At 68.2% G+C, this 20,683-nt stretch carries 19 protein-coding genes; 8 read left to right on the top strand and 11 right to left on the bottom strand.

Annotation, left to right across the window (positions count from 1 at the left end):
- The first annotated feature begins 257 nt into the window (after nt 1-257).
- On the top strand, nt 258-1,562 hold the full coding sequence (locus AMYNI_RS0139730; protein ID WP_084628591.1) for a bifunctional glycosyltransferase family 2/GtrA family protein: 1,305 nt from the start codon (nt 258-260) through the stop codon (nt 1,560-1,562).
- A 66-nt stretch (nt 1,563-1,628) separates the two neighbouring features.
- Entirely contained in the window at nt 1,629-2,333 is a 705-nt protein-coding gene (locus tag AMYNI_RS0139725) for a PIG-L deacetylase family protein (protein WP_020673703.1), read from the top strand.
- 207 nt (nt 2,334-2,540) lie between these two features.
- Here AMYNI_RS0139725 and AMYNI_RS0139720 read toward each other — a convergent pair whose 3' ends face one another.
- The 3 genes from AMYNI_RS0139720 to AMYNI_RS0139710 form a co-directional block, all read right to left on the bottom strand.
- Nucleotides 2,541-3,218: a class I SAM-dependent methyltransferase gene (locus tag AMYNI_RS0139720; RefSeq protein ID WP_026361515.1), complete on the bottom strand. Its 678-nt coding sequence runs from the start codon at nt 3,216-3,218 to the stop codon at nt 2,541-2,543.
- Nucleotides 3,215-3,352, bottom strand: a complete 138-nt coding sequence (locus AMYNI_RS49450) for a hypothetical protein (protein ID WP_157357680.1) — start codon at nt 3,350-3,352, stop codon at nt 3,215-3,217. Before AMYNI_RS49450 ends, AMYNI_RS0139720 begins: the two co-directional genes overlap by 4 nt.
- Before the next feature lie 127 nt (nt 3,353-3,479).
- Nucleotides 3,480-5,435, bottom strand: a complete 1,956-nt coding sequence (locus AMYNI_RS0139710; protein ID WP_245574248.1) for an ArnT family glycosyltransferase — start codon at nt 5,433-5,435, stop codon at nt 3,480-3,482.
- A gap of 452 nt (nt 5,436-5,887) precedes the next feature.
- Here AMYNI_RS0139710 and AMYNI_RS0139705 point away from each other — a divergent pair, with 452 nt between their 5' ends.
- The gene (locus AMYNI_RS0139705) at nt 5,888-7,465 is read left to right on the top strand and encodes an outer membrane protein assembly factor BamB family protein (RefSeq protein ID WP_026361514.1); all 1,578 of its coding nucleotides are present in this window, start codon (nt 5,888-5,890) and stop codon (nt 7,463-7,465) included.
- Between the two features lie 66 nt (nt 7,466-7,531).
- Here AMYNI_RS0139705 and AMYNI_RS0139700 read toward each other — a convergent pair whose 3' ends face one another.
- Nucleotides 7,532-7,936 (bottom strand): hypothetical protein, encoded by a 405-nt coding sequence (locus AMYNI_RS0139700; RefSeq protein WP_020673698.1) that lies wholly within the window; start codon nt 7,934-7,936, stop codon nt 7,532-7,534.
- Nucleotides 7,937-7,995: 59 nt separating this feature from the next.
- On the opposite strand from AMYNI_RS0139700, the gene AMYNI_RS0139695 reads away from it, so the two are divergent.
- Nucleotides 7,996-9,564, top strand: coding sequence for a dolichyl-phosphate-mannose--protein mannosyltransferase (locus tag AMYNI_RS0139695; RefSeq protein ID WP_020673697.1), 1,569 nt, complete (start codon nt 7,996-7,998; stop codon nt 9,562-9,564).
- 39 nt (nt 9,565-9,603) lie between these two features.
- Here AMYNI_RS0139695 and AMYNI_RS0139690 read toward each other — a convergent pair whose 3' ends face one another.
- The gene (locus AMYNI_RS0139690) at nt 9,604-10,347 is read right to left on the bottom strand and encodes a dienelactone hydrolase family protein (RefSeq protein WP_020673696.1); all 744 of its coding nucleotides are present in this window, start codon (nt 10,345-10,347) and stop codon (nt 9,604-9,606) included.
- Between the two features lie 75 nt (nt 10,348-10,422).
- On the bottom strand, nt 10,423-11,340 hold the full coding sequence (locus tag AMYNI_RS0139685) for a DMT family transporter (protein WP_020673695.1): 918 nt from the start codon (nt 11,338-11,340) through the stop codon (nt 10,423-10,425).
- Between the two features lie 116 nt (nt 11,341-11,456).
- Between AMYNI_RS0139685 and AMYNI_RS0139680 the strand changes: the two genes are divergently transcribed.
- The gene (locus AMYNI_RS0139680; RefSeq protein WP_020673694.1) at nt 11,457-12,302 is read left to right on the top strand and encodes an AraC family transcriptional regulator; all 846 of its coding nucleotides are present in this window, start codon (nt 11,457-11,459) and stop codon (nt 12,300-12,302) included.
- Here the strand turns inward: AMYNI_RS0139680 and AMYNI_RS0139675 are convergent.
- Complete coding sequence (locus AMYNI_RS0139675) at nt 12,287-13,174, bottom strand: alpha/beta fold hydrolase (protein WP_020673693.1); 888 nt, start codon at nt 13,172-13,174, stop codon at nt 12,287-12,289. The genes AMYNI_RS0139680 and AMYNI_RS0139675 overlap by 16 nt on opposite strands.
- A gap of 56 nt (nt 13,175-13,230) precedes the next feature.
- On the opposite strand from AMYNI_RS0139675, the gene AMYNI_RS0139670 reads away from it, so the two are divergent.
- Nucleotides 13,231-14,082, top strand: a complete 852-nt coding sequence (locus AMYNI_RS0139670; protein ID WP_020673692.1) for a helix-turn-helix transcriptional regulator — start codon at nt 13,231-13,233, stop codon at nt 14,080-14,082.
- Here the strand turns inward: AMYNI_RS0139670 and AMYNI_RS0139665 are convergent.
- From AMYNI_RS0139665 to AMYNI_RS0139655, 3 genes are all read right to left on the bottom strand, one after another.
- Complete coding sequence (locus AMYNI_RS0139665) at nt 14,069-14,602, bottom strand: DUF6578 domain-containing protein (RefSeq protein WP_342667789.1); 534 nt, start codon at nt 14,600-14,602, stop codon at nt 14,069-14,071. The genes AMYNI_RS0139670 and AMYNI_RS0139665 overlap by 14 nt on opposite strands.
- Before the next feature lie 107 nt (nt 14,603-14,709).
- A complete protein-coding gene (locus AMYNI_RS0139660) occupies nt 14,710-15,075 on the bottom strand; it encodes a DUF5955 family protein (RefSeq protein ID WP_020673690.1) in 366 nt (121 codons plus the stop codon).
- Entirely contained in the window at nt 15,072-16,598 is a 1,527-nt protein-coding gene (locus tag AMYNI_RS0139655; protein WP_157357678.1) for a hypothetical protein, read from the bottom strand. Before AMYNI_RS0139655 ends, AMYNI_RS0139660 begins: the two co-directional genes overlap by 4 nt.
- Before the next feature lie 158 nt (nt 16,599-16,756).
- On the opposite strand from AMYNI_RS0139655, the gene AMYNI_RS0139650 reads away from it, so the two are divergent.
- Both AMYNI_RS0139650 and AMYNI_RS48650 read left to right on the top strand, forming a co-directional pair.
- Nucleotides 16,757-17,839 (top strand): DUF3048 domain-containing protein, encoded by a 1,083-nt coding sequence (locus tag AMYNI_RS0139650; RefSeq protein ID WP_169515807.1) that lies wholly within the window; start codon nt 16,757-16,759, stop codon nt 17,837-17,839.
- A 119-nt stretch (nt 17,840-17,958) separates the two neighbouring features.
- Nucleotides 17,959-19,194: an HNH endonuclease signature motif containing protein gene (locus AMYNI_RS48650; protein WP_084628755.1), complete on the top strand. Its 1,236-nt coding sequence runs from the start codon at nt 17,959-17,961 to the stop codon at nt 19,192-19,194.
- Nucleotides 19,195-19,724: 530 nt separating this feature from the next.
- Here AMYNI_RS48650 and AMYNI_RS0139640 read toward each other — a convergent pair.
- Nucleotides 19,725-20,672 (bottom strand): DNA polymerase domain-containing protein, encoded by a 948-nt coding sequence (locus AMYNI_RS0139640; protein WP_020673686.1) that lies wholly within the window; start codon nt 20,670-20,672, stop codon nt 19,725-19,727.
- Nucleotides 20,673-20,683: the final 11 nt, after the last annotated feature.

The following is a 20,683-nucleotide window of genomic DNA, read 5'->3' as shown; positions in this document are numbered from 1 at the left end:
CAATCTCTCTGGGCACACGCATCCACCCATGACCGAGGTGACCAATGTACCGAACGCTCATCGCCGCCACGATCCGGCCCCGTTGGCGAGCGTCAGGGGGCGTGGATCTTCGCCGCATCGGATCGGACCGATCTGCCGCGGGTCGCGGGCTTGCGGCACCGTTCCCTGTGCCGGCTCGGCGATCCCGAGTTCGTCGGGGTGAATGGCCAACCAGGGACTGTTTCGGGAGTGCTTCAGTCAACTAGTAGGGAGCGGTAATGCAACGATCTGTTGGCGAAACGGTGATTCCGGACGACAACGTGGAGGGCAATCCCTTCGCTCCCGGGGCGGGGGATCCAGCGAAAAATCCACTGTGGACAACGACGGTCGACATCGTGGTACCGGTTTACAACGAGGAACGGGTGCTGGCCGGCACCATCGAGGTGCTGCGCGCCTATCTGCGCGACCACTTCCCTTATGACTGGACCATCACGATCATGGACAACGGCAGCGTCGACGGCACGATGGACGTGGCGAACGGCCTGGCCGCGAAGGATCCGCGGGTGCAGGTGCGGCATCTGGACACCCCAGGCCGCGGCCGGGCGCTGCGCTATGCGTGGGGCCTCAGCGAGGCCGACGTCGTGGTCTACATGGACGCGGATCTGTCCACCGGACTGGATGCCCTGGTGCCGCTGGTGACTTCGCTCGCCACCGGGCATTCCGATATCGCGATCGGTTCCCGGCACGCGCCGGGCGCGCAAATCGTGCGCTGTGCCAAACGAGAGTTCACGTCGCGTACCTACAACGCGTTGATCCGCCTCACCCATCGTGCCCGGTTCAAGGACGCGCAGTGCGGGTTCAAGGCGGCCCGCCGCGACGTCATCCGCCCGATGCTTCAGCACATCCGGGACGACGGCTGGTTCTTCGACACCGAGCTGCTGCTGCTGGCCGAGCACAACGGCCTTCGGGTGCAGGAGGTTCCTGTCGACTGGCTGGAGGACACCGACACCCGGGTCGCGGTGGCCAACACCGCCTGGCACGACATCCGCGGGCTGCTCAGGATGATCCGCACCAAGGCCGCGGGCAAGGCCAGGATCAAGGGGCTGCCCCAGCGGCCCCAGCCGCAGCCTCAGCATCCGGATCCGGTACTCGGTCGGGACGAGAACCCGCTGTTCTGGCAATTGTTCTCGTTCGCCGTGGTCGGCGCCCTTTCGCTGCCGGTCTACCTCGGCCTGTACGCGGTGCTGCGGGAGTGGCTCCCGGTGCTGCCGTCGAACTTCGGCGCGCTGGTGGTCGCCACCATGTTCAATACCGAGGCGAACCGGCGCTTCACCTTCGCCGCACGGCACCAACCCACCGGGCGGACGCACCTGCTGGGACTAATCGTGTTCGCCTTGTCCTACGGCTTCACTTCGGGCGCGGTGCTGTTCCTGTATATGGGCGTCACGGACCCCTCCCGAGTTCTGGAGGTCGTCGTGCTGGCCAGCTCGGCACTCGTCGCGGCGGCCGGCCGGTTCCTGCTGTTGCGCAACTGGGTCTTCGGGCGGAAGGCCGGAGAACCCACCCCGAACGAGAAGCCGTGAGCTGACTCGCGGCGGCCAACTTCGCCGAAAAACCACCACGTTCACCTTTCTAGTTGCGGAGGACAAATGGGAAGACCTGTCGCGCTGGCGGTCTTCGCCCATCCAGACGACGCTGAGCTCGCCTGTTTCGGCACTTTCGCCGCGCTTCACCAGCAGGGCTACGCGTTGTGCGTGCTGTCGCTCACCGACGGACGCAATAGCATTGCCGAACAGTCTCATCTCCGGCCGAAGGAAGCCAAGATGGCCGCCGAGGTCGTGGGCAGTGAGCTGATCGTGGAGGGCTTCGAGGACGGCTTCCTCGCTCCGAACCGGGAGATCTTCGGCCGGATCGAGGCGCATATCCGGCGCATCCAGCCTTCGATCGTGCTCACGCATTATCCCGGAGATCGAGAACATCAGGACCACCAGGTGGTGGGTAAGATCACCACTGCGGTGGCGAATCGATCGAGCGATATCGGACTCGTTCTCCAGGGTGAACCGCCGTATCATGCGGACTCGTTCACGCCACAGCTGTACACCGATATCACCGATTTCATGGATCTCAAGATGCAGGCCCTCGCCTGTTACAAGTCGGAAGCGGACAAGCGGTTCATGAGCAGGGACCTGGTCACGACCAGGGGCAAGTGGTGGGCGCACCAGGCCGGGGTGCACGGCGACGGCGAGAACCCGCGCTTCTACGAGGCGTTCGTGGTCGCCAAGGCACTGCTGACCTTCCCCTTCCTCCAGGGGCCGGGTCGCGGGGAATACGGCCCGGCGGCGGGATTGTCATAAGGTTCACCGAGGGGCGAGAGCTGGCGCGGTAGTTTCCGCTTCCAGCTCTCGCCCCTCAAAGCTGTGCATGACGGCCTCCTCACGGGAAAACCCTCGACTCCGATGGTTCGGGAGTCGAGGGTTTTGACTGTTGTAAACGGGCAGATAAATCCGCCTGCGGCTGCCGGCTCCCTTGCGGGGCCGGCAGCCGCAGGCGGAAACGGGTCGCTATGCGGCGCGGCGAGCGGTGTAGAGGATGTGCGGGGTGGTGTAGCCCCTGGCGAGATCATACGTCTCCATCGAGTCGAACCCCGCCTTCTCCAGGATCGGCCCGAACTCCTTGCGCGGCAAGAGAACCGCCACACCAGTGTGCTTGGTGAGCCCGAGTGCGCGGGTCATCACCATTTCCTGCACGATCGCCTTGCGGTGGCGCCACGAGCGATCGCCTTCGACCTCCTTGAGCACCAACAGGCCGCCAGGGCGGAGGAGCTGCCGGAGGTCCTCGAGGAACTCGGGCCAGCGGTCGAAAGGAAAGAGGTAGAGCACGTCGCTCACCACCACCGCGTCGAAGCTGCCCCGGTGCAGGTCGAGCAGTTCCTTGGCGGAGCCGGGATAGAACTCCACGTTCGGCAGCCGACCTGGACCCTGGTTCGCCCAGGTCATCTTCCGCTCGTCCGGATCCGAGCCGATCACCTTGGTGTCCGGATCGCGCAGCGCGATCATCGCCGACAGCAGGCCGTGTCCACAGCCGACCTCGGCGATCCGGCCGGAGGGAACGCGTGCCGCGACCGCATCAAGGGGAGCGGACGAGGCGCGCGCGATCACGTGGAAGCGCTCGCGCAAGGGCAGATTCTGGAACTGGGCGTAGACCTCGGGAGCCGAACGAGGAAGAGAGAAGCGCTTCATGAGGCGTTGACTCCGATCATCGACGCGATGGCGACCGCGCCGCGGAGCGACGTTGGTGACGCCAGTTTGACGAGCAGCTCGTTGTCGGTCACCGAGCCGGCACGTACGCGCCGCCCGGTCGTCAATAGGTCCACAGTTGATCGCCCTCCTCCGTGTGTGGCATTGAGGCAGCCACAGGTACTCCCGCCGCCCGGCGTGACGCCGGCCATTCTGAGTGGTTCACCCGAACCCGCTGATCTTCGAACCAAGCCGGTCTCCTTGCTACTTGCGAGTGCAGTCGTACAGCGTGTCGGCGCTGCCGCCGAGGAAGTGGGGAATCCTGAGCGGGGACGCGCCGGGATCGGTCTTTCCGCCGTAGGCGCTCGCGGGAACGGCGTCGCAGTTCTGTTGCACCCACTTCGTCCGTTCGGTCGCGATGGGGCCGAACGGGCCGATGGACATCTTGATGTCGCGGTAGCTGAAGACGAATCCCAGCTGGCCGTCTCGTTGCCACTGGTCCAGCTCGACCGGCGTGGGCACGGGGTCCCCGCCGGACCAACCACCCATACCGATTACCGTGGCGTCGGTGTTGATGATGTAGGTGGACGCTCCGACGGAGCCACCTTCGAAGGCGAGCTTGATCTTCGCGTCGCCGGCGTTGCGCTGGACGTAGTCGAGCATGCGCAGTTGCTCGGCGGACAGGTCGGAGTTGCCGACCCGGCGGCCGCTCGGCTGCTCGCCGGTTTCGATGATCGTCATCATCTGCTCCGTGCTCGCCATCCCCGGCGCGCCGCTCCCCATCCCTGGTGCGCCGCCGATGTTGACGACAGCCTGCTGCGGGCCAACGGTGAAGGTGTCAGCGGTGGCGAGGGCCCGGCCCGTGGTCAGCGCGGTGATGCCCGACCACACCGCCGGGGCCAGCAGTACCGCGACCACCCCTGCGGCTGCGGCCATCCGCCGCGGGAAACCGGGGCCTCGCCTGGCCGCGAGCAGGCCGAGCACGGAGACCGCGGCGATCGCCGCGACCAAGTAGCGAAGCCAGCCGTGCCAGGAGGTGTCCCTCGAGATCACCACCCAGGCCCAGGTCGCGGTGAGCGCGATGCCGGCAGGCAGCAGAAGCCACTCGGCGCCGGACGGTTTCTGATAGGCCCGCCACATCGCCACCAGCCCGGCCCCGGCCAGCGCGGCGATTCCCGGTGCCAGTTCGATGGTGTAGTAGGGCAGGGCGATCTCCTGATTGCTGAACACGGCCAGGACGACCAGCAGCCACCCGCCCCACAGCAGCCAACCGGCCCGGTAGGAACGGTCCGCACTCGGCAGGGGCAGGTCCGCTGCCGGTCGTGACGTCCAACGTCGGCGTGCCCCGGCCAGCACCGCCACCACCAGCGTGCACAGCGCCAGCGGGATCAGCCAGCTGATCTGCCCGCCGTTCTCGGGGCCGAACATGCGCAGCAGCCCCGCCTCGCCGCCGGCGACCGCATCGCCACCTCCGCTACCGCTGTTCATGCCGAAGAGGATGCCGAAGCCGTTCTGACCGATGACCAGATCCCAGACGCTACCGTCCTCGCTGCCGCCGATGAACGGTTTCCTGCCCGGCCACAGCATGGTGAGCGCAACCCACCACCCCGAACTGACCAGCAGGACCCCGCCGGCGATGGCGATGTCGGTCAGCCGGCGGCGCCAGGAGGTGTCGCGGCCGAACAGGTAGGCCAGCGCCACGGCGGGCACGAGCATCCACGCGGCCAGCATCTTGGTGAGGAACCCGCAGCCGAGCCAGAACGCGGCCTGCGCCAGCCATTTCGTGGCGCTGGCCGAGGAGATGCCCTTCTCCACCGCCCTGGTGACCGCGTAGGCCGCGGCCACCCCCAACAGGGTCAGCAGGGTGTCCGGGAGGTTGGTCCGGTTGACCGCCACCATCACCGGGGTGACCGCCAGCGCCAGCGCGGCCAGCAGCGCGGCGTTCTCGCCCGCCCACCGGCGTACCGTGCGGTGCAACAGGAACACCGTCGCGCACGCCTCGATCACCTGTGGTAAAAGTAGTGCCCAGCCGTGAAAACCGAAGATCCAGACCGAGAACACCTGGGGCCACAGGCCCAGCGGCGGCTTGTCCACGGTGATCACACCCGCCGGGTCGAAGGCGCCGAAGATGAAATTGGTGAAGTCTCCGGACATCGACTTGACAGCGGCCGCGTAGAAAGGATTGCTCCAGCCGGTCGAGGCGATGGCCCACACGGACATCAGCACCGATAGCAGTAGGATCGCGCCCAGTGCGTACCGATGCCGGCTCCCTGCGCGCCGGCCAGGCGAACCGGTCGGCGAATCCGTCGAAACGGCGGGGCGCACGGTGTCGGTCATGGCGCTGCCTTCCTGTGAGGTCGTTCACGATCCGGTGGACGCGGCCGCCCGAGCCTGCCGTGCATAGTCGGCATTCCAACAAGACACAGTGCTTTAGCCAAAATGTGTCTCATTCAACATTTCGGGTCGCCGATGTTAAGCGTGGCGTGGGCGCATCCCATGGTCGTGAGTTTCCGGTCCCGCCTTGGCCGGGACGTTGAGTACCGATTCGGCCAACCCGGTAACAGTGCACCGGGGAAAGTTTCCCGGCCGTCGTGGGGCGATATTCACAAACATTGTGGGAAAAAGAATCTCGTCGTGGACATTGCTGTGTGACGCATGTAACCCTCCCGATCATGACAATAAGTCGAAAGAAATTGCGGCTGGCAGGGCTGGTATTGGTGGCGTTGCTGCTGACCGGCTCGACGGCTTTGGCCGGGGGCCGCGGCGGCGCCTGGCCGAGCTGGCAGGGGGACGTGTCGGGCTCCCGCCACAACGCGTCGGAGTACCGGATAAACCCGGCCACCGTCGGCGGACTCGAGCTGAAGTGGGCTTTCGCCTACCCGAAGTCCGGCAAGACGGCGCGAAGCCAGCCGGCCGTGGTCGACGGCAACGCGTATTTCGGCGGTACGGACGGAAAGTTCTACGCGACCGACGCGAAGACCGGAACGACCAGGTGGACCTTCGATCTGGCTTCGGTCGCGCCGGCTCCCGTCGTCGTGCAGGACGGTCCGGCGGTGGCGCGCGGCAAGGTGTATTTCGGCGACAACCAAGGCTATGTCTACGCCCTGGATCAACGCACCGGCAAGTTGGTCTGGGCCAAGAGGTACGAGGAGCATCCGGACGCCCTGCACACCAGTTCGCCGCTCTACCACGACGGCCGGATCTACATCGGCACGTCGAGCAGGGAGACCGACCACGCCGACCCCAGCTATCCCTGCTGCACCTTCCGCGGCCATCTCGACTCGCTCGACGCGGAGACCGGGGCGTTGATGTGGCGGTACGACACGATGCCCGCGACCAAGGCGATCGGCACCTGGCCGAGCGGCGTCACCAAGTACGGGCCGGCCGGCGGCGGAATTTGGGGCAGCCCGGTGCTCGACAAGAAGACCGGGACCCTGTACATCGGTACCGGGCAGAACTACTCGGGCTCGGGCGGCGACTTCGACTCGCTGCTCGCACTGGACGCGCGCAGCGGTGCGGTGCACTGGAAGCAACAGGTGACTCACGCCGACACCTGGCGAGTCGTGTGCGGCAAACCGGATAACGAGGGCTACTGCCCCGGGCAGAAGGACGGCACAGACCTGGACTACGACTTCAGCTCGTCGCCGAACGTCTTCCAGGTCAACGGCCGCACGATGGTGGGAGTCGGCCAGAAGAGCGGCGTGTACCACGTGTTCGACGGGAAGACCGGCGAAGTCTCCTGGCGTAGGCAATTGTCCGAGACGCAGCACGCCGCGGGGACGGGTGGTATCCAGTGGGGCACCAGCTACGACGGTGAAAAGCTGTACGTGGCGACCTACTATGCGGACCCGGGCACCCTGTTCGCGCTGAACCCGGCGAACGGGGACATCGAGTGGGAGACCCCCAGCCCGGCCAACGGGTGTTCGTGGGGCGGTGCCGCCGCATCCCCGCAGGTCTGCGTGCGGGCGCATGCGTCGGCGGTGACCACCAGCCGTGGCGTGGTGTACTTGGGCGGCACCGACGGCAAGATGCGGGCGTACTCGTCCCGGACCGGTGCGGTGCTCTGGGAGTACGACGCGGTCCGCAACTTCGCCGGCGTCAACGGGCTGACCGGACGCGGCGGAGCGCTGTCTGGTGGCGGCGGTGCGGTGGTGGCGAACGGGATGCTCTATATCCAGGCCGGCTATTATCCCTTCTACCCCAGCGAATACGGCACGGTCATGCTTGCCTTCGGGCTACCGCGAGGCTGACCGACGCAAGGTCAAGATCCTGTGGGGCCGACGCCTGTGCGGGCGTCGGCCCCACAGTGATCCCGTTCAGTTCGGCTGCGGTTCCCAGCTGTTGGAGTCGGTGCAACTGTCCATGCCGATCGCCGCGGCCTGCACACTCGCGTCATCGGTGTACGTGTTCATCAGCGAAGCCGACAGGGCGGTCAACGAGCGGTTCAGGTGGGACGTGTTCTCCGGGATCTGGACGCGCAGCAGGCCCAGTTGAAAGGCGTACTTGTCCAGCAGCGACACCCATTGGTCCACCCGCCCCCGTTCTTCCACCGACTCCGGGGCAGGCAGTGCGCGCACCCGGTTAATCAGGTCGTCGGTCGGAGACAGGCAACCGCTCAACGCGAACAGCAGCACCGCCGCAGTCACAGCCATCGCCCGCAACTCAGTCAGCTCCTGTCCGTTTCCGTGCACAGGCTGCACCCGTGCCACCGGGCCGATCATCGCGGAGCGCTCCGGGACCGGTCCCGGAGCGCGGGTGCCCCTCGTTAGGATCATGCTCCGTGGTCTCGCTGCTGCCCCGTACGGATGGCGATGGTGCGCGCCCGGCCGGCGCGCCGCGGCCGCCATCGGACCGGGAGGCCACCCTGCTGGGCAGGCCGATGCCGACCGACGCCGTGCGCGGCTGGATCGTCGCGCTGGTGCTCACCGTTGTCGGCGGGGTCGTGCGCCTGCAGGACCTCGGCCTGCCGACGAACAAGGGCACCCCGGTCTTCGACGAGAAGTACTACGCGGCGCAGGCGTGGCAGATGCTGCGCAACGGCGGTTATGAGGACAACCACGGCTTCGAGGTGATCGTCCATCCGCCGCTGGCCAAGCAGCTGCTCGCGATCGGTGAATGGCTGTTCGGCTACAACGGCTGGGGCTGGCGGTTCACCGCGGCGATCGCGGGCACGCTGATCATTCTGCTGACCGTCCGGATCGCGCGCAGGCTGACCAGGTCCACCCTGCTCGGCGGGATCGCGGGCATCCTGGTCATCTGCGACGGCGTGCTGCACATCCAGTCCAGGATGGGGATGCTGGACATCTTCATCGCGCTGTTCGTGCTGGCCGCGTTCGGCTGCCTGCTGCGCGACCGGGATCAGGTGCGGCAGCGGCTGGCCGTCACGGTGGCCGATGGCTGGGCCGACGAGTCGCCGTACGGGCCGCGGCTGGGTTTTCGCTGGTGGCGGTTCCTCACCGGGGTGATGCTCGGCCTGGCGTTCGCGGTGAAGTGGTCCGGGCTGTATTACGTCGCCTTCTTCGGTTTGCTCTGCGTGGCCTTCGACGTCGCGGCTCGTCGCGCGGCAGGCGTGCCGCGGCCGTGGGCCGGCACGCTGATCCGCGACGTGGCACCCGCGTTGTGGGCCCTCCTCGGCGTGGTGTTCCTGGTGTACCTGGGCACCTGGTGGGCCTGGTTCGCCAGCGAGACGGCCACCGATCGGCACTACGTCGAGATCAACAACCTCGATCCCGGGTTCTTCGCCTGGGTGCCGCCGGCGTTGCGCTCCCTTGGCGACTATTCGATGAACGTGCTCGGCTTCCACGAACAGCTGCTCACGCCGAAGGGCGACCCGCACCCCTGGGAGTCGAAACCGTGGACATGGCCGATGGGCCTGCGTCCGATGCTGTACCACTACGACTCGGGCGCGGCGGTCACCGGCTGCGGTGCGTCGCAGTGCGTGCGCGCGACCATGCTGATCGGCACGCCCGCGATGTGGTGGCTCTCGTTGCCGGTGCTCGGCTGGGGCATCTGGCGGTGGATCTTCCGCATGGACTGGCGCCACGCCGCGGTAGTGGTGGGTTATCTGGCCGGGTTGCTGCCCTGGTTCCTCAATCTGGACCGGCAGATGTACTTCTTCTACGCCACCCCGATGGCGCCGTTCCTGGTCCTCGGGTTGACCCTGATTCTCGGGCAGATCCTGGGCGGCGCCCGCGCCGGATTCGAACGGCGCGGAACCGGACTGGCGGTGGTCGCCCTGTACACCGGGCTGGTCGTGGCCAACTTCGCCTGGCTGTGGCCGATCCTCAACGGCGATCCGATCACCAACGACCACTGGCAGACGGAACTATGGCTGCCCTCGTGGCGCTGAAACCGAGATATGGCCGATCGGGAACAGCACAATTTCGGCTCAGGAGCGGAGGTTTTCGGCGTAGAGGTCGGCCAGGGCGGTCCAATGGCGTTCGGCGGCGGTGGCGTCGTAGGTCGGGTTGTCCGGCACCGCGAATCCGTGTGCGGCGGGGTAGGTGTCGATGGTGTGCTTCACTCCGGCGGCGGTGAGGGCCTGGTCCAGCCGTTCGTGTTGCTCGGGGGGACAATGGTCGTCGTTCTCGGCCGCCGCTACGTAGACGGTCGCGGTGGTGCGGTCGGCCAGCAGGTGCGGGCTGCCGGGGTCGTCGGTGGCACCGAGCTGGCCGCCGTGGAACGACGCGGCGGCGACGACGCGGTCCGGGTAGTGCCCGGCCACGATCAGGGAAGTCCGGCCTCCCATGCAGTATCCCGTGGTGCCCGCACCGGCGCCGGACACCTCCGGGCGGTCGGCGAGGAACGTCAGGAACGCACCCGCGTCACGAACGATCATCTCCGTGGTCAAGCTCGCGGCCAGTGCCATGAGCCGTTCGCGCTCGGCCGGCTCGCTGAACAACGTGGTGACGTCGAAGGGGGCGTATCCGCCGGCCCGGTAGTAGACGTCGGGCAGGAGCACGGCATAACCCAGGTCGGCGAGCCGGTCCGCCATGGCGGCGAAGGTCTCCCGGGCCCCGACGGCGTCCGGGTACAGGATCACCGCCGGTCGGCGTTCCCCGTCCGGCGGGGTGTGCAGGGTCGCGGCGCAGGCGCCGTCTTCGGTCGGGACGGTGACGGCCGTTCGTGGCATGCGGGCTCCTGGCTTCCGGGCGATGGTGCCTTTGTTCTACTCCAGGCACCGGCGGTTTCGGCGCCCGGTTCACTGTCAGCGCAATGCGGACCGAACCGGTGGCAGGAAACGGCGCGGTAGCGGCCGGAGGCCCAGTGCGAGCCAGGCGCCGGCGAGCATGACCAGAGTGCCGGCCAGTTGGAGCGCGTTGATCGACTCGCCGAGCAGGAGAGCCGACCAGAGCAGCCCGGCGCCCGGCACGACGAACATCAACGTGGTCGCCCTGACCGGCCCGATCCGACGCACCCCGTAGTAGAAGAGCGGGTTGGCCAGCGCGGTCGGCAGCACGGCCAGATAGACCTGGTTCAACCAGAATCCGGCGCCGAGCCCGGTCCAGTCGGTCCGCAGCAGGGCGGGCACGGCCACCAGGCCGAGCAGCAGCGCACCGGCAACCGTCGCGTAGGTGGTCACCCGCAGCGGCGAGACCAGTGCGAGCACCGCCTTGCCGCGAATCGTGTACGCGGCCCAGACGCCCGCGGCGAGCACGAACGACAGGTCGCCCAGGAGCCGGGAACCGCTGGCCGGTCCGCCGGCGGCACCAGCCAGGAACACCGCCGCCCCGGCCACGGCCAGCAGCAGCCCGACGAGCCGGGACCTCGACGGCCACCGGCGTTCCAGGACCGCCGTCGCGGCCGCCGTGATCACCGGGCTGAGCACCGGCACGATCACGCTGCCGTCCACCGACGGCGCCAGGGTGAGCCCGCCGAAGAGGAGCAGGTTGTAGAGGAAGACGCCCAACACACCGAGCACGGCGATCGCGCCGAGGCGGCGTCGCGGCACCGGGTCCTCGCGCGGCGCCAGCAGTCGCAGGACGACCAACAGCACGAGCGCCCCGCCACCGAAGCGGAGCAAGGCCGCGACCTCGTGGGGCACTTCGCCGACGGCGAGTTTCGAGCAGGCGAAGGCGCTCGCCCAGAGTAGGACGGCGATCAGGACGGGGAGCGAAGCACGCATGCCGCCACCCTTCGCCGCGAGCGCCGGGTTTCCTTGAACGCCGGTGCGCGCGGGCTGTCCGGACGATCACAGTGGCGGCGCACCAGCGTTCAAGCCGGCACGGGGAGAATGACCGGGTGGACGACGGGCGAGTGACCGATGGCGGCGAGCGTGGCTGGGTGCGGTACTGGCGGTCGCCGCACCTCGCGGTGGAGACGATGCACGCCAGCTTCCAGGGGCACGTCTACCGGCGCCACAGCCACGACACCTATTCCTTCGGCGTCACCGAAGCCGGCGCGCAGTCCTTCACCTGCCGGGGCGCCCGGCACACCAGCGCGGCCGGCATGGTGATGGCGCTCAACCCGGACGAGCCGCACGACGGAAGCGCCGCGGCCGCGGCCGGGTTCACCTACCGCATCGTCTACCTCGGGCCGGAGCTCGTACGGGACGTGCTGTCGGATTTGCACGACCGACCCGTCCCGCTGCCGCTGTTCGCCGATCCGGTCACCCATGATCCCGAGCTCGCCGAAATCCTGCGCACCCTGTACACCGTGCTGACCGGCAACGACAGCGCGCTGGAGCGCGACGAGCGGATCGCGGCCGCGCTCGTAGCCGTGACCGGCCGCCACGCGACGCGTCCCTTCCGGCCGGACGGCAGGGCACACGCTCTGCCGTCCGAGGTCGCCGCCGTCCGGGACCTGCTCCACGCCGATCTGGCCGCGGAGGTCGGCGCCGACGATCTCGCCCGCGTCGCGGGTACGAGCAGGTTCGCGGTCTACCGGGCGTTCCGGGCGGCTTTCGGGATGTCACCCAGCGAGTACCAGCGCCAGCTCCGGTTGCGCGAGGCTCGGCGCCAGCTCGCCATGGGCCGTCCGGCCGCCGCGGTCGCCACCGACGTGGGGTTCGCCGACCAGGCGCACCTGACCCGCTGGTTCACCCGGCACTACGGGATCACCCCGGGTACCTATCAGCGCGCGGCCTGATCCTGGCGCTGGACGAACGTGAGCACCCGGTCGACGATCCGCGCGCGATCGTCCGGCCGGAGGAACAGGTAATGCCCGGCCTCGGGCAGGACCTCCACGTCGGCCTGGGGCAGCAGCGCACGCAGCCTGCTCGCCGCGACGGCTGAGTCGTGCACGACGCTGCGGGCGCCGAACATCGTCAGCACCGGCACCCGGATGGACCGGATCTCGTCGTCGCTGGGACACACCTGGAAGGGGACCCGAGGCCGGTAGTTGCGTATTCCGGCGAGGACCAGCCGCACGTCCGGCCGGTCCGCGATGTCCGCTCCGGCGGACCAGCGCATGAACCGGCGCCATACCCAGTCCTGGTTGAGCACCATGGTCAGCACGCTGTACCACTGCGTGGAGCCGGAGAACTTCGCCGTCACGGTGGTGGGGTCCAGCGCGCTGATCGACGCGATCCTGTCCGGCGCGTGAATGGCCTGGTTGAACGCGTGCCACCCGCCGGTGGAGCCGCCGAGGAGGTGAACATCGCGAAGCTCCAGTTGCGCGAGAACGTCCTCAAGGCACCTCGCGCGGTCCGGGATGTCCTGGAACGGCGCGGTTTGCACGCTCCGGCCCGCCTCGCCGAGGGTGTCGACGGCATAAACCTGGCGATGGGCGGCCAGCGCTGGAATGAGCGGACCGAAGGAGGCAGAAGTGTTCATGAGGCCAGGGAGCAGCACAATCGGTGGCGCATCGCCTTGGCCGTAGCGGTAGACCCTGGTCGTGCCGTGGCGGCTGTCGACGTCGAGCGCCGCGTCCGGTTCCGGGCAGTCGCGCATCGCCCTGTCGTAGGCTTCGAAATACCGGGTCCGACCGGCCGGGGTTTTGAAGTCGCTGATTCCTGTCATGGGCGAAACGCTACGGACGGCCGGTGTTCGCGTCTTGGACGAAAGTAAGGGGGGCGATGGCCGGCTGGACGCTCGTGGTGTCGCGCCGGGAAGTGGCGCGGGCACCGGCCGAGCGTGTCTTCGGCAGGCCACGGGCGCGACTGGCCGGTCACGTGCTGAGCTACGTGGCGCATGACTTCCCGCAGATGGACCTGATGCCGTGGCGGATGGCGCCGTTGGCGGTGATCACGGTCGTGCTCGACCTCGAAGCCCCGTACCGGCGGTTGCTCGCCCCGGAACCGCTGGCGGGACAGACCTTGCCGGCGTCACCGGTGCTGGGGTTGCGGAACAGGCCGCTGGTGCTCGAACAGTCGGGCCCGTCCCGCGGGATCGGTGTCGCGCTGACGCCGTTGGGCGCCTATGCGCTGTTCGGCCTGCCCCTGCGGGACCTGGCCAATGCGAACATCGCCCTCGCCGACCTGATCGGCGACGATGCCGGGCTGCTGACCGAACAGATCGCCGAGGCACCCGGCTGGGCGGCGCGGTTCCGGGTGCTCGACGACTATCTGGAGGCGAGGCTGCGGGACGGTCCGGAACTGGCGAGACCGGTGCAGGGGGCGTGGCGAAGGCTGATGGCTTCGCCAGGCCGCCTGCGGGTCAGCGCCCTCGCCGACGAGATCGGCTGGACCCGCCAGCACCTGAACAGCCGTTTCCGGGAACAGATCGGGCTCACGCCGAAGACCGTCGCCCGCATTTCCCGGCTGCACCATGCCGCTTCGCTGCTGAGCGGGCCGTCGCCGCCGTCGTGGTCGGAGGTCGCGCACCGGTGCGGCTACGCGGACCAGCCGCATCTCAACCGCGATTTCCGCGCACTGACCGGATGCACCCCGACCGAATATCTCACCGAAGCACCCGTCAGTCGGGGGTGATTTCGAGGTTGGCCAGCACCGAGTTGTTGAACCACCAGAACTCCGCGTGATCCGGCGGTGGTTCCATGCGCAGATGTTTCGGTGCCTGCTCGACACTGGTGAAGCGGGCGGTGCCTTCGACGGAATGCCACCTGCCGTTCCCGCGCCGGTATTTCCACGACATCAGCCATACCGCGGTGATCCGCCCGGTGGTGCGCGGGAATCCCGGTGGGACGCCGACGTGGTGGTCTTCGTGCAGTACGCCGGTGAGGGTGAGATCTTCTTGGAGTGGCAGCGGAGCCTGCACGAACACGTCGATCCCGTGCGCCTTGGCGATGGCGGGAACGGTGTCTTCGCCCGCGTTTGCCCGGGGGTACCGGTCATCGGTGTCCGGTGGGAGTTGTTCCAGCCGGGCTCGAAGCGCCATGGTCGAGGGGATCACCGAGGCGCACCAAGGGGCCCAGACCAATCGCCAGGATGCCGTGTCGCCGACCGCGGGAGGAGTTCCGCAGCACCCTATCTGCCAGTCGTCCAGCAGCACGGGCACAGTCAGCCGCGGCTGCTCGCAGGCGGGGGTCACCGGGTCGGGTTGAAGCCGATCTTCTTGGTCATGATCTCCACCGTACCGCAACCGCCGGAACCGGCGGACTAGAACCCGAATGTCTGGCGGAGCTTGGCGACCGACTCGGCTACGGCACCGACCGAGCCGGCCGCCGCGGTCATGCCGAACATCAGCGTGCGGAGCAACCCGTGGTCGGGCTTGACCTTCGCGGTCTCCTCGCTTAGGGCCGCCGCGCAGGACCGCGCGGCCTCCGGGTCGTCGAGCCGTTGCTCGTGCTCGGTGATCAGGCGCAGCAGCTCGGCGAGCTGCTGGCTCACGTCCGCCGGTTCGGGGGAGACGTGGTGCACGGCCGGGTTGGCGCCGACGGCGTTGTGGCTGCCGCCCACGATGGGGCTGTTGTCGCCGGTTATCCGGACGTCCCCGTGGAAGGTGTTTCCGTTGTACTCGTTCATCCTTTGGGCCAATCCTTCAGGTTCGGTCGCTTCGGTGGCGCGTCCATCGGGGGTGGTTTGGGGGTCTTTTCCTTGTCCTGGTTGACGGAGTTGTCCTTGCCGCCGACGATCGGATTGTTGTCGCCGCTGATCCTGACGTCGCCGTGGAAGACGTTGCCGTTGTTGATGGTCGTCTGGAGGTTGGTGACCTGATCGGCGTCGACGTCGTGTTCGGTGAGGAACTCGGTGATCCCGCGCAGCAGCGCCTCCTGCACCACCGTGTCGTACATGATCACGTCCAGCTGCTGGAAGTACCGCCGGAACAGCTGCCCGGTGGCGAGCTCCCGGATGCTGACCGCGGCGCCGTAGTCGAAAGGCTCCTTCCGCGAGATGACCCGGCGTTGCTCCGCCTCGATCCGGCCGGTCGCACTGATCTCCGCGAGCGTCCGGAGCACCCGCCACGGGCTCGCGATGAGCAGCGGAAGCGCCCCGGCGAGCCCGCACCCGACCGGCCTCAGCGCCCGCGCCGCCGCACTCTTGCCGGTCAGCAGGTCCACCCGCTGGTACCACTTGTTCAACGGCAGCAGGGCGAACGAACGCGATTCGAGGAACAGGGACCCGCGCAGCCGCATCGCGCGCAGGAACGTGGTCACCACGAGCTGTCCACGCCATCCGGTGGTCTCACAGCACAGGTAGGTCCTGGAGCGGGTGTGCTGGTTCGCCAACCTGTCGCGCAGTTCGTCGTCCGGCAGCGAGGTCATCGGCGGCGCGAACCGGTCGGGCAGCACGCGGGGATCCCGCCAGGCGTCCCGGCCGCTGATGAACAGCCGGTCGGTGGCTGTCAGCCCAGAAAGCCCGAGCCGGCGCAGCGCGTCGCGAAGGTAGTCGTGCAGTTCCACCGCGTGGAACGGTTTCGGCGTTTTGCGCGCACCGGTTTCCGGATCGCGCAGGCCCTTCGAGATGTCGATGGCGAGCGACCACGCGCCCAGTTCCAGGCCGCTGCCAGCGAACGGTTGGTAACCGGCGAACACCACGACATTGCCCTGCTGCAGGGCGTCGAGGTAGGTCAGCCGCCGGTGCACCCGGCCACTGGACGGTCCGCCGACGGCAGCGGGGTCGAAGTTCTGCCGGGAAAGCCGGCCGAGCAGGACACCGAATTTGATGCCCTGTTCGACGGACACCACGATCCAGGAGATCAGCAGGGACACCAGAAAGCTAGGCAGGACTTGGTCGACGAGAGCCGGGTCCACGGTCCAGTCCACACCGGACAGTGCGGTCGAGAGAACGACCGCGTTCCAGAGGAAGGCCGCCAGCAGCACCAGATCGCGGGCCAGCCGTCGACGGCGGGCCGCGACCGCATGCCGGGACACCGAGGCGACATCGAGGCCGTAGCAGGGCGCGACCGACTGGAAGGGCTGGTCGACCAGCTCCTTGAGCACCGTCCGGCAGAACGGTTCGTCGAGATGTACCGAAGCGCAGAGATACCGGGTGGTTTCCGTCCGCGCGTCCGCCGCCGTGGCGGTAGGGGAGGTAGAACTGCTCACCGGATGAAGTCGCCACGGACACGGCGGTGGCTACGCCGGTCACCCTTCCGGCGGAGTCCGCGGATGGCGGTGGTGTTCGTGACCTGGGAGGGGTAAGTCTGACGGAGTCCGAGAACTGAAGAGCCCGGGGTCCCGGGCCGAGAAAGCTGGGGGCGCACGTGCCGGCGGTTCGGGTTACCTCTGAACGGCCGCGATGGCGGCGGTGGTCGCGCGCCGTCCCCGGGCTGATCGTCGTGCTGCTGCTCGGCTGGGTGGTGTTCGACGCGCTCACCGAAGTCGAGGTCGCCCAGCCTGCGCTCGCGGCGCCGGTCATACCACCGCTCGCGCCCCTTCCGGTCGCACCGCTGCCGAGCGAAACCGCCCCGCCTGCCACCGAGTCCGCGGTGCCAGGCCCGGAGTCGCCGTGCACCGGACGGCCGGCGCGCACCGGCGCGCCGGTGCTGGCCGTGAAGATCGACAACGTCGCGCAGGCCCGCCCGCACACCGGCCTCGAACACGCCGACATCGTCTACGTGGAGCCGGTGGAGGCCGGTCTCACCCGGTTGATCGCGGTGTTCTGCTCGGGCGCGCCGGAAGTGGTGGGCCCGGTCCGCAGCGTCCGGGAGACCGACCTCGAGCTGCTGGCGCAGTTCGGCCGCCCGGCGCTGGCCTTCTCCGGCGGGGCACCGGAACTGCTGCCGCTGGTGGATCGGGCGCCGTTGGTGCGGTTGTCGCCGGCGCAGGCCGCCGCCGGCTACTTCCGGTCGAGCGACCGCCAGATGCCGCACAACCTCTACGCCCGCCCGGCGGTACTGACGGCATCGAGCGGCGCCGGTCCGGTGCCGGATCTCGGCTGGCGTTTCGGCGACCCGCCTGAGGGCGGCGTTCCGACGCCAGGGCGGTCGGTGCGGTACGAGCGGGCCGAGGTGGCGGCCCGCTGGTCGCCGGAAGAGGCGCGCTGGCTGGTGTCGATGGACGGCGCACCGCTGGTCACGACCGCGCGGAGCCGGGTCGGTGCGGCGACCGTCATCATCCAGCGGGTACCGGTCCGTTCGTCGCCTTATTCGGACGTGCTCGGCTACAACTCGCCGTTCGCGGGCACGGTCGGTGCGGGGGAGGCACTGGTGCTTCGCGACGGCCAGGCGTTCCAGGCGAAGTGGAGCCGTTCGTCGCCATCCGCGGCGACCGCCTTTTCGCGGCCGTCCGGTGAGCTGATGACCTTCGCCCGCGGCCCGGTATGGATCGTGCTCGCTCCCGCTTAGGCTCGTTGATTCGTCGGCCGTATGACATGCGATCTTCCCTCTTTCGTGTTTGGGTGTGGCCGGTTTCTGTCGGGGTTCGGCGGTATTATGGAGGTACATTCGAAAGTATGGGGGTTCGCATGTTGTATGTTGATTTCAGTATGTTACCGCCGGATTGGTTGTCTTCGATGAATGCGGCGTCGATTGAGCAGCTTGATGTGTCGCAGGCGGTGGGGGTGGTGATCTCGGCTCGGCGGGCGATCTGTCGTATGCAGGCGGTGCAGGCCCGCGCGATCGCGCAGGTCAGTCGGGCTCGTGGTGGTGCGCGGTGGGTGGCGGATGAGTTGGCGCCGGAGTTGCGGTTGTCCCGTGAAACGACCGCGACCCGGGTGGGCCTGGCGAAGGCGCTCGTGACGCGAATGCCATTTCTTTTGGCCGCGATGACCGAGGGCGAGTTGGATATCGAGAAGGCACGTCAAGCCTTTGATGGCGTGGCGGTGTTGTCCGATGAATTGGCCCGTCAGGCGGATGAGATTCTGGCTGGTCGTATCGGTGAGAAGAATCCCAGCAACTGGCGGAAAACGGTGACTCGGGTGGTGGCGAGTCTCGATCCGGAAGGGCAGCAGGCGCGGGCGGAGGCTCGGCGTAAGCAGCGGCGGGTTGAGTTGTGCCACGAGCCTGATGCGATGGCCTCACTCTGGGCTTACCTCCCGGTCGAGATCGCGACCGCCGTGTACGCCCGGATCGACATGCTGGCTCGGAAGCTTCGGGGTGGCGATGAAACTCGCACCATGGACCAGCTTCGGGCCGATGTGCTGGCGGAGTTGCTGCTCGGCAAGGGCTGGGAGGGCTTGGCCGCTCAGGTGTTCATCCATATCCCGCTCGATACCGCGTTGGGCGTCCGCGACGACGGCTGCGAGTTAGTCGGACATGGCCCGATCCCTGGTGAGATCGGGCGTCAGATCATGAACCAACCGGGATCGGTGTGGCGGAAGGTGTTGACCGATCCGGTGTCGGGCACCGTCCGGGATATCGGCCGCAAGAGATACCGCCCACCGGCCGACCTCGCTGAACTGGTCCGCATCCGCGACCGCACCTGCCGGGCACCCGGCTGTAATCGGCCCGCACAACGCTGCGACGCGGACCATTGCACGGCGTGGTCGGACAATGGGGACACCTGCGAGCACAACCTGTGCTGCCTGTGCCGCCACCACCACCGCTTGAAAGACAAGCCAGGCTGGAAATTCGAGTTCGATCCCGAGACGGCTGATTTAACGGTCACGACTCCGACCGGCCGCAGCTACTCGACCAGACCGGAGCCGCTTCTCGATCCGCCGTCACCTCCGGAGATCGCCGACGGGCCACCACCCTTCTAGCCATCCGGGTTCGAGGGTGGGTGGTCGCCTTGCAGGCGACGCGAGGCAAAATTTCGCTCCGGTACAGCGTTGCGTCGTTGGTCACCAGCGAAATTTCACCCCGCACCGGAAAGAACAAGTCCCGTGGGCAGCCGCACCCGACATCCATCCCTCACCCCGCCAGCCCGCGCCCAGCCTGGATAGCCACTCCCGTCGTGGTGGTTCCGCCGGTGTGTGGTCGGCATGGCCTGCGGTTGGCGGACACTAGGCGCTCGCAATGGCGGGCATCGCGGAATCGATGGCCAGGCGCACCGTGCGGCGGGGCACTTCGTACCGTTCGGCCAGTTCTCTGCTCGCATCGCGCTGTCAGGTACTCCGGCGGAGTATCTCGAACAGCACCAAATTTCGGATCGACCACGAATGACCCCTGACCATGGTGCTGTGCACGCGGCATCACCCAGCAGGTGGAGCCAACTCAAGCCGCCCAAACCGGGGCCAGGTCAAACCGCCACAGCCACCAGGCAGTTGCGAGGCCGGGAACGTACCGGCGGTCAGGCGCGACGGGCGCGGGCGCGGCGCTTGCCCTCGTGCATGGCCGCCACCCTGGCGACCGGGATGGTGTGGCCTTCCGCGATCAGGTCGGCGCTGAGCCGCTGCGGCTCGGGCAGGAGCTCGGCCCACGGGTCGCCGCCACCCATCAGGCCGGGCGCGGTGTGCACGGTGAAGTCGGCCGGGGTGACCCGGCGGAGCTCGTCCCAGGGGACCGGGAAGGACACCGGGGTGCCCGGCCGCAGGCGCGGGCTGTAGGCCGCTACCACGGTCGCCCCGCCTGCCCTGGTCGAATCGAGGAAAACCTTGTCGCCGCGGTCTTCCCGGATGTAGGCGGTGGTCGCCAGCTCGGGGTCCAGCCGCTCGGCGCGGGCCGCGAGTGCCCTGGTCGCCGCGGCCACGTCCTCGATCGTGTGCGGCTCCAGCGGCACGAAGATGTGCACGCCCTTCGCGCCACTGGTCTTGACCGCGCCGGTGAGGCCGGAGTCGGCCAGCGCCTGGCGGACCAGTTCGGCGGCGCCGACGGCCACATCGAAGGCGTCCGGGGACGGCGGGTCGATGTCCAGCACGAGGTGGCGGGGACGCATCAGGTCGTCGAAGGGCATCAGCGGCACGTGGTACTCCACCGCGCGCTGGTTGGCGAACCACAGCAGGGTGCGGCGGTCGTTGCACAACCCGTACGAAACCTCGCGTTTCGAGGCCTCCGCCCACACCTGCACCCGCTGCACCCAGTCCGGGGTGTACTTGGGCAGGTTCTTCTGCATGAACGGCTTCTGCCCGCGCAGCACCCGCACCACCGACAGCGGCCGGTCCCGCAGCCGCGGGATGATGCGGTCGCGGACCGTATCGAGGTAGTCGACCAGGTCGCGCTTGGTCGCCTCCGCGCCCTCGAACAACGCCTGGTCGAGGTTGGTCAACGAAACGCCGTCCCGCTCCTCGCCGCTGCTCATCGGCCCAGCCT

Origin of the sequence: Amycolatopsis nigrescens CSC17Ta-90, assembly GCF_000384315.1 — a bacterium.
In the GTDB taxonomy this organism is placed as follows: Bacteria; Actinomycetota; Actinomycetes; order Mycobacteriales; family Pseudonocardiaceae; genus Amycolatopsis; species Amycolatopsis nigrescens.
This window is presented reverse-complemented; position numbering and strand designations above follow the sequence as displayed.

What these genes read in the sequence shown, in the direction of transcription:
- AMYNI_RS0139730 (WP_084628591.1), top strand. Translation starts at nt 258, where the DNA reads ATGCAACGATCTGTTGGCGAAACGGTGATTCCGGACGACAACGTGGAG.
- AMYNI_RS0139725 (WP_020673703.1), top strand. Translation starts at nt 1,629, where the DNA reads ATGGGAAGACCTGTCGCGCTGGCGGTCTTCGCCCATCCAGACGACGCT.
- AMYNI_RS0139720 (WP_026361515.1), bottom strand. Translation starts at nt 3,218, where the DNA reads ATGAAGCGCTTCTCTCTTCCTCGTTCGGCTCCCGAGGTCTACGCCCAG.
- AMYNI_RS0139710 (WP_245574248.1), bottom strand. Translation starts at nt 5,435, where the DNA reads ATGTCCGTGTGGGCCATCGCCTCGACCGGCTGGAGCAATCCTTTCTAC.
- AMYNI_RS0139705 (WP_026361514.1), top strand. Translation starts at nt 5,888, where the DNA reads ATGACAATAAGTCGAAAGAAATTGCGGCTGGCAGGGCTGGTATTGGTG.
- AMYNI_RS0139700 (WP_020673698.1), bottom strand. Translation starts at nt 7,936, where the DNA reads ATGATCGGCCCGGTGGCACGGGTGCAGCCTGTGCACGGAAACGGACAG.
- AMYNI_RS0139690 (WP_020673696.1), bottom strand. Translation starts at nt 10,347, where the DNA reads ATGCCACGAACGGCCGTCACCGTCCCGACCGAAGACGGCGCCTGCGCC.
- AMYNI_RS0139685 (WP_020673695.1), bottom strand. Translation starts at nt 11,340, where the DNA reads ATGCGTGCTTCGCTCCCCGTCCTGATCGCCGTCCTACTCTGGGCGAGC.
- AMYNI_RS0139675 (WP_020673693.1), bottom strand. Translation starts at nt 13,174, where the DNA reads ATGACAGGAATCAGCGACTTCAAAACCCCGGCCGGTCGGACCCGGTAT.
- AMYNI_RS0139670 (WP_020673692.1), top strand. Translation starts at nt 13,231, where the DNA reads ATGGCCGGCTGGACGCTCGTGGTGTCGCGCCGGGAAGTGGCGCGGGCA.
- AMYNI_RS0139660 (WP_020673690.1), bottom strand. Translation starts at nt 15,075, where the DNA reads ATGAACGAGTACAACGGAAACACCTTCCACGGGGACGTCCGGATAACC.
- AMYNI_RS48650 (WP_084628755.1), top strand. Translation starts at nt 17,959, where the DNA reads ATGTTGTATGTTGATTTCAGTATGTTACCGCCGGATTGGTTGTCTTCG.
- AMYNI_RS0139640 (WP_020673686.1), bottom strand. Translation starts at nt 20,672, where the DNA reads ATGAGCAGCGGCGAGGAGCGGGACGGCGTTTCGTTGACCAACCTCGAC.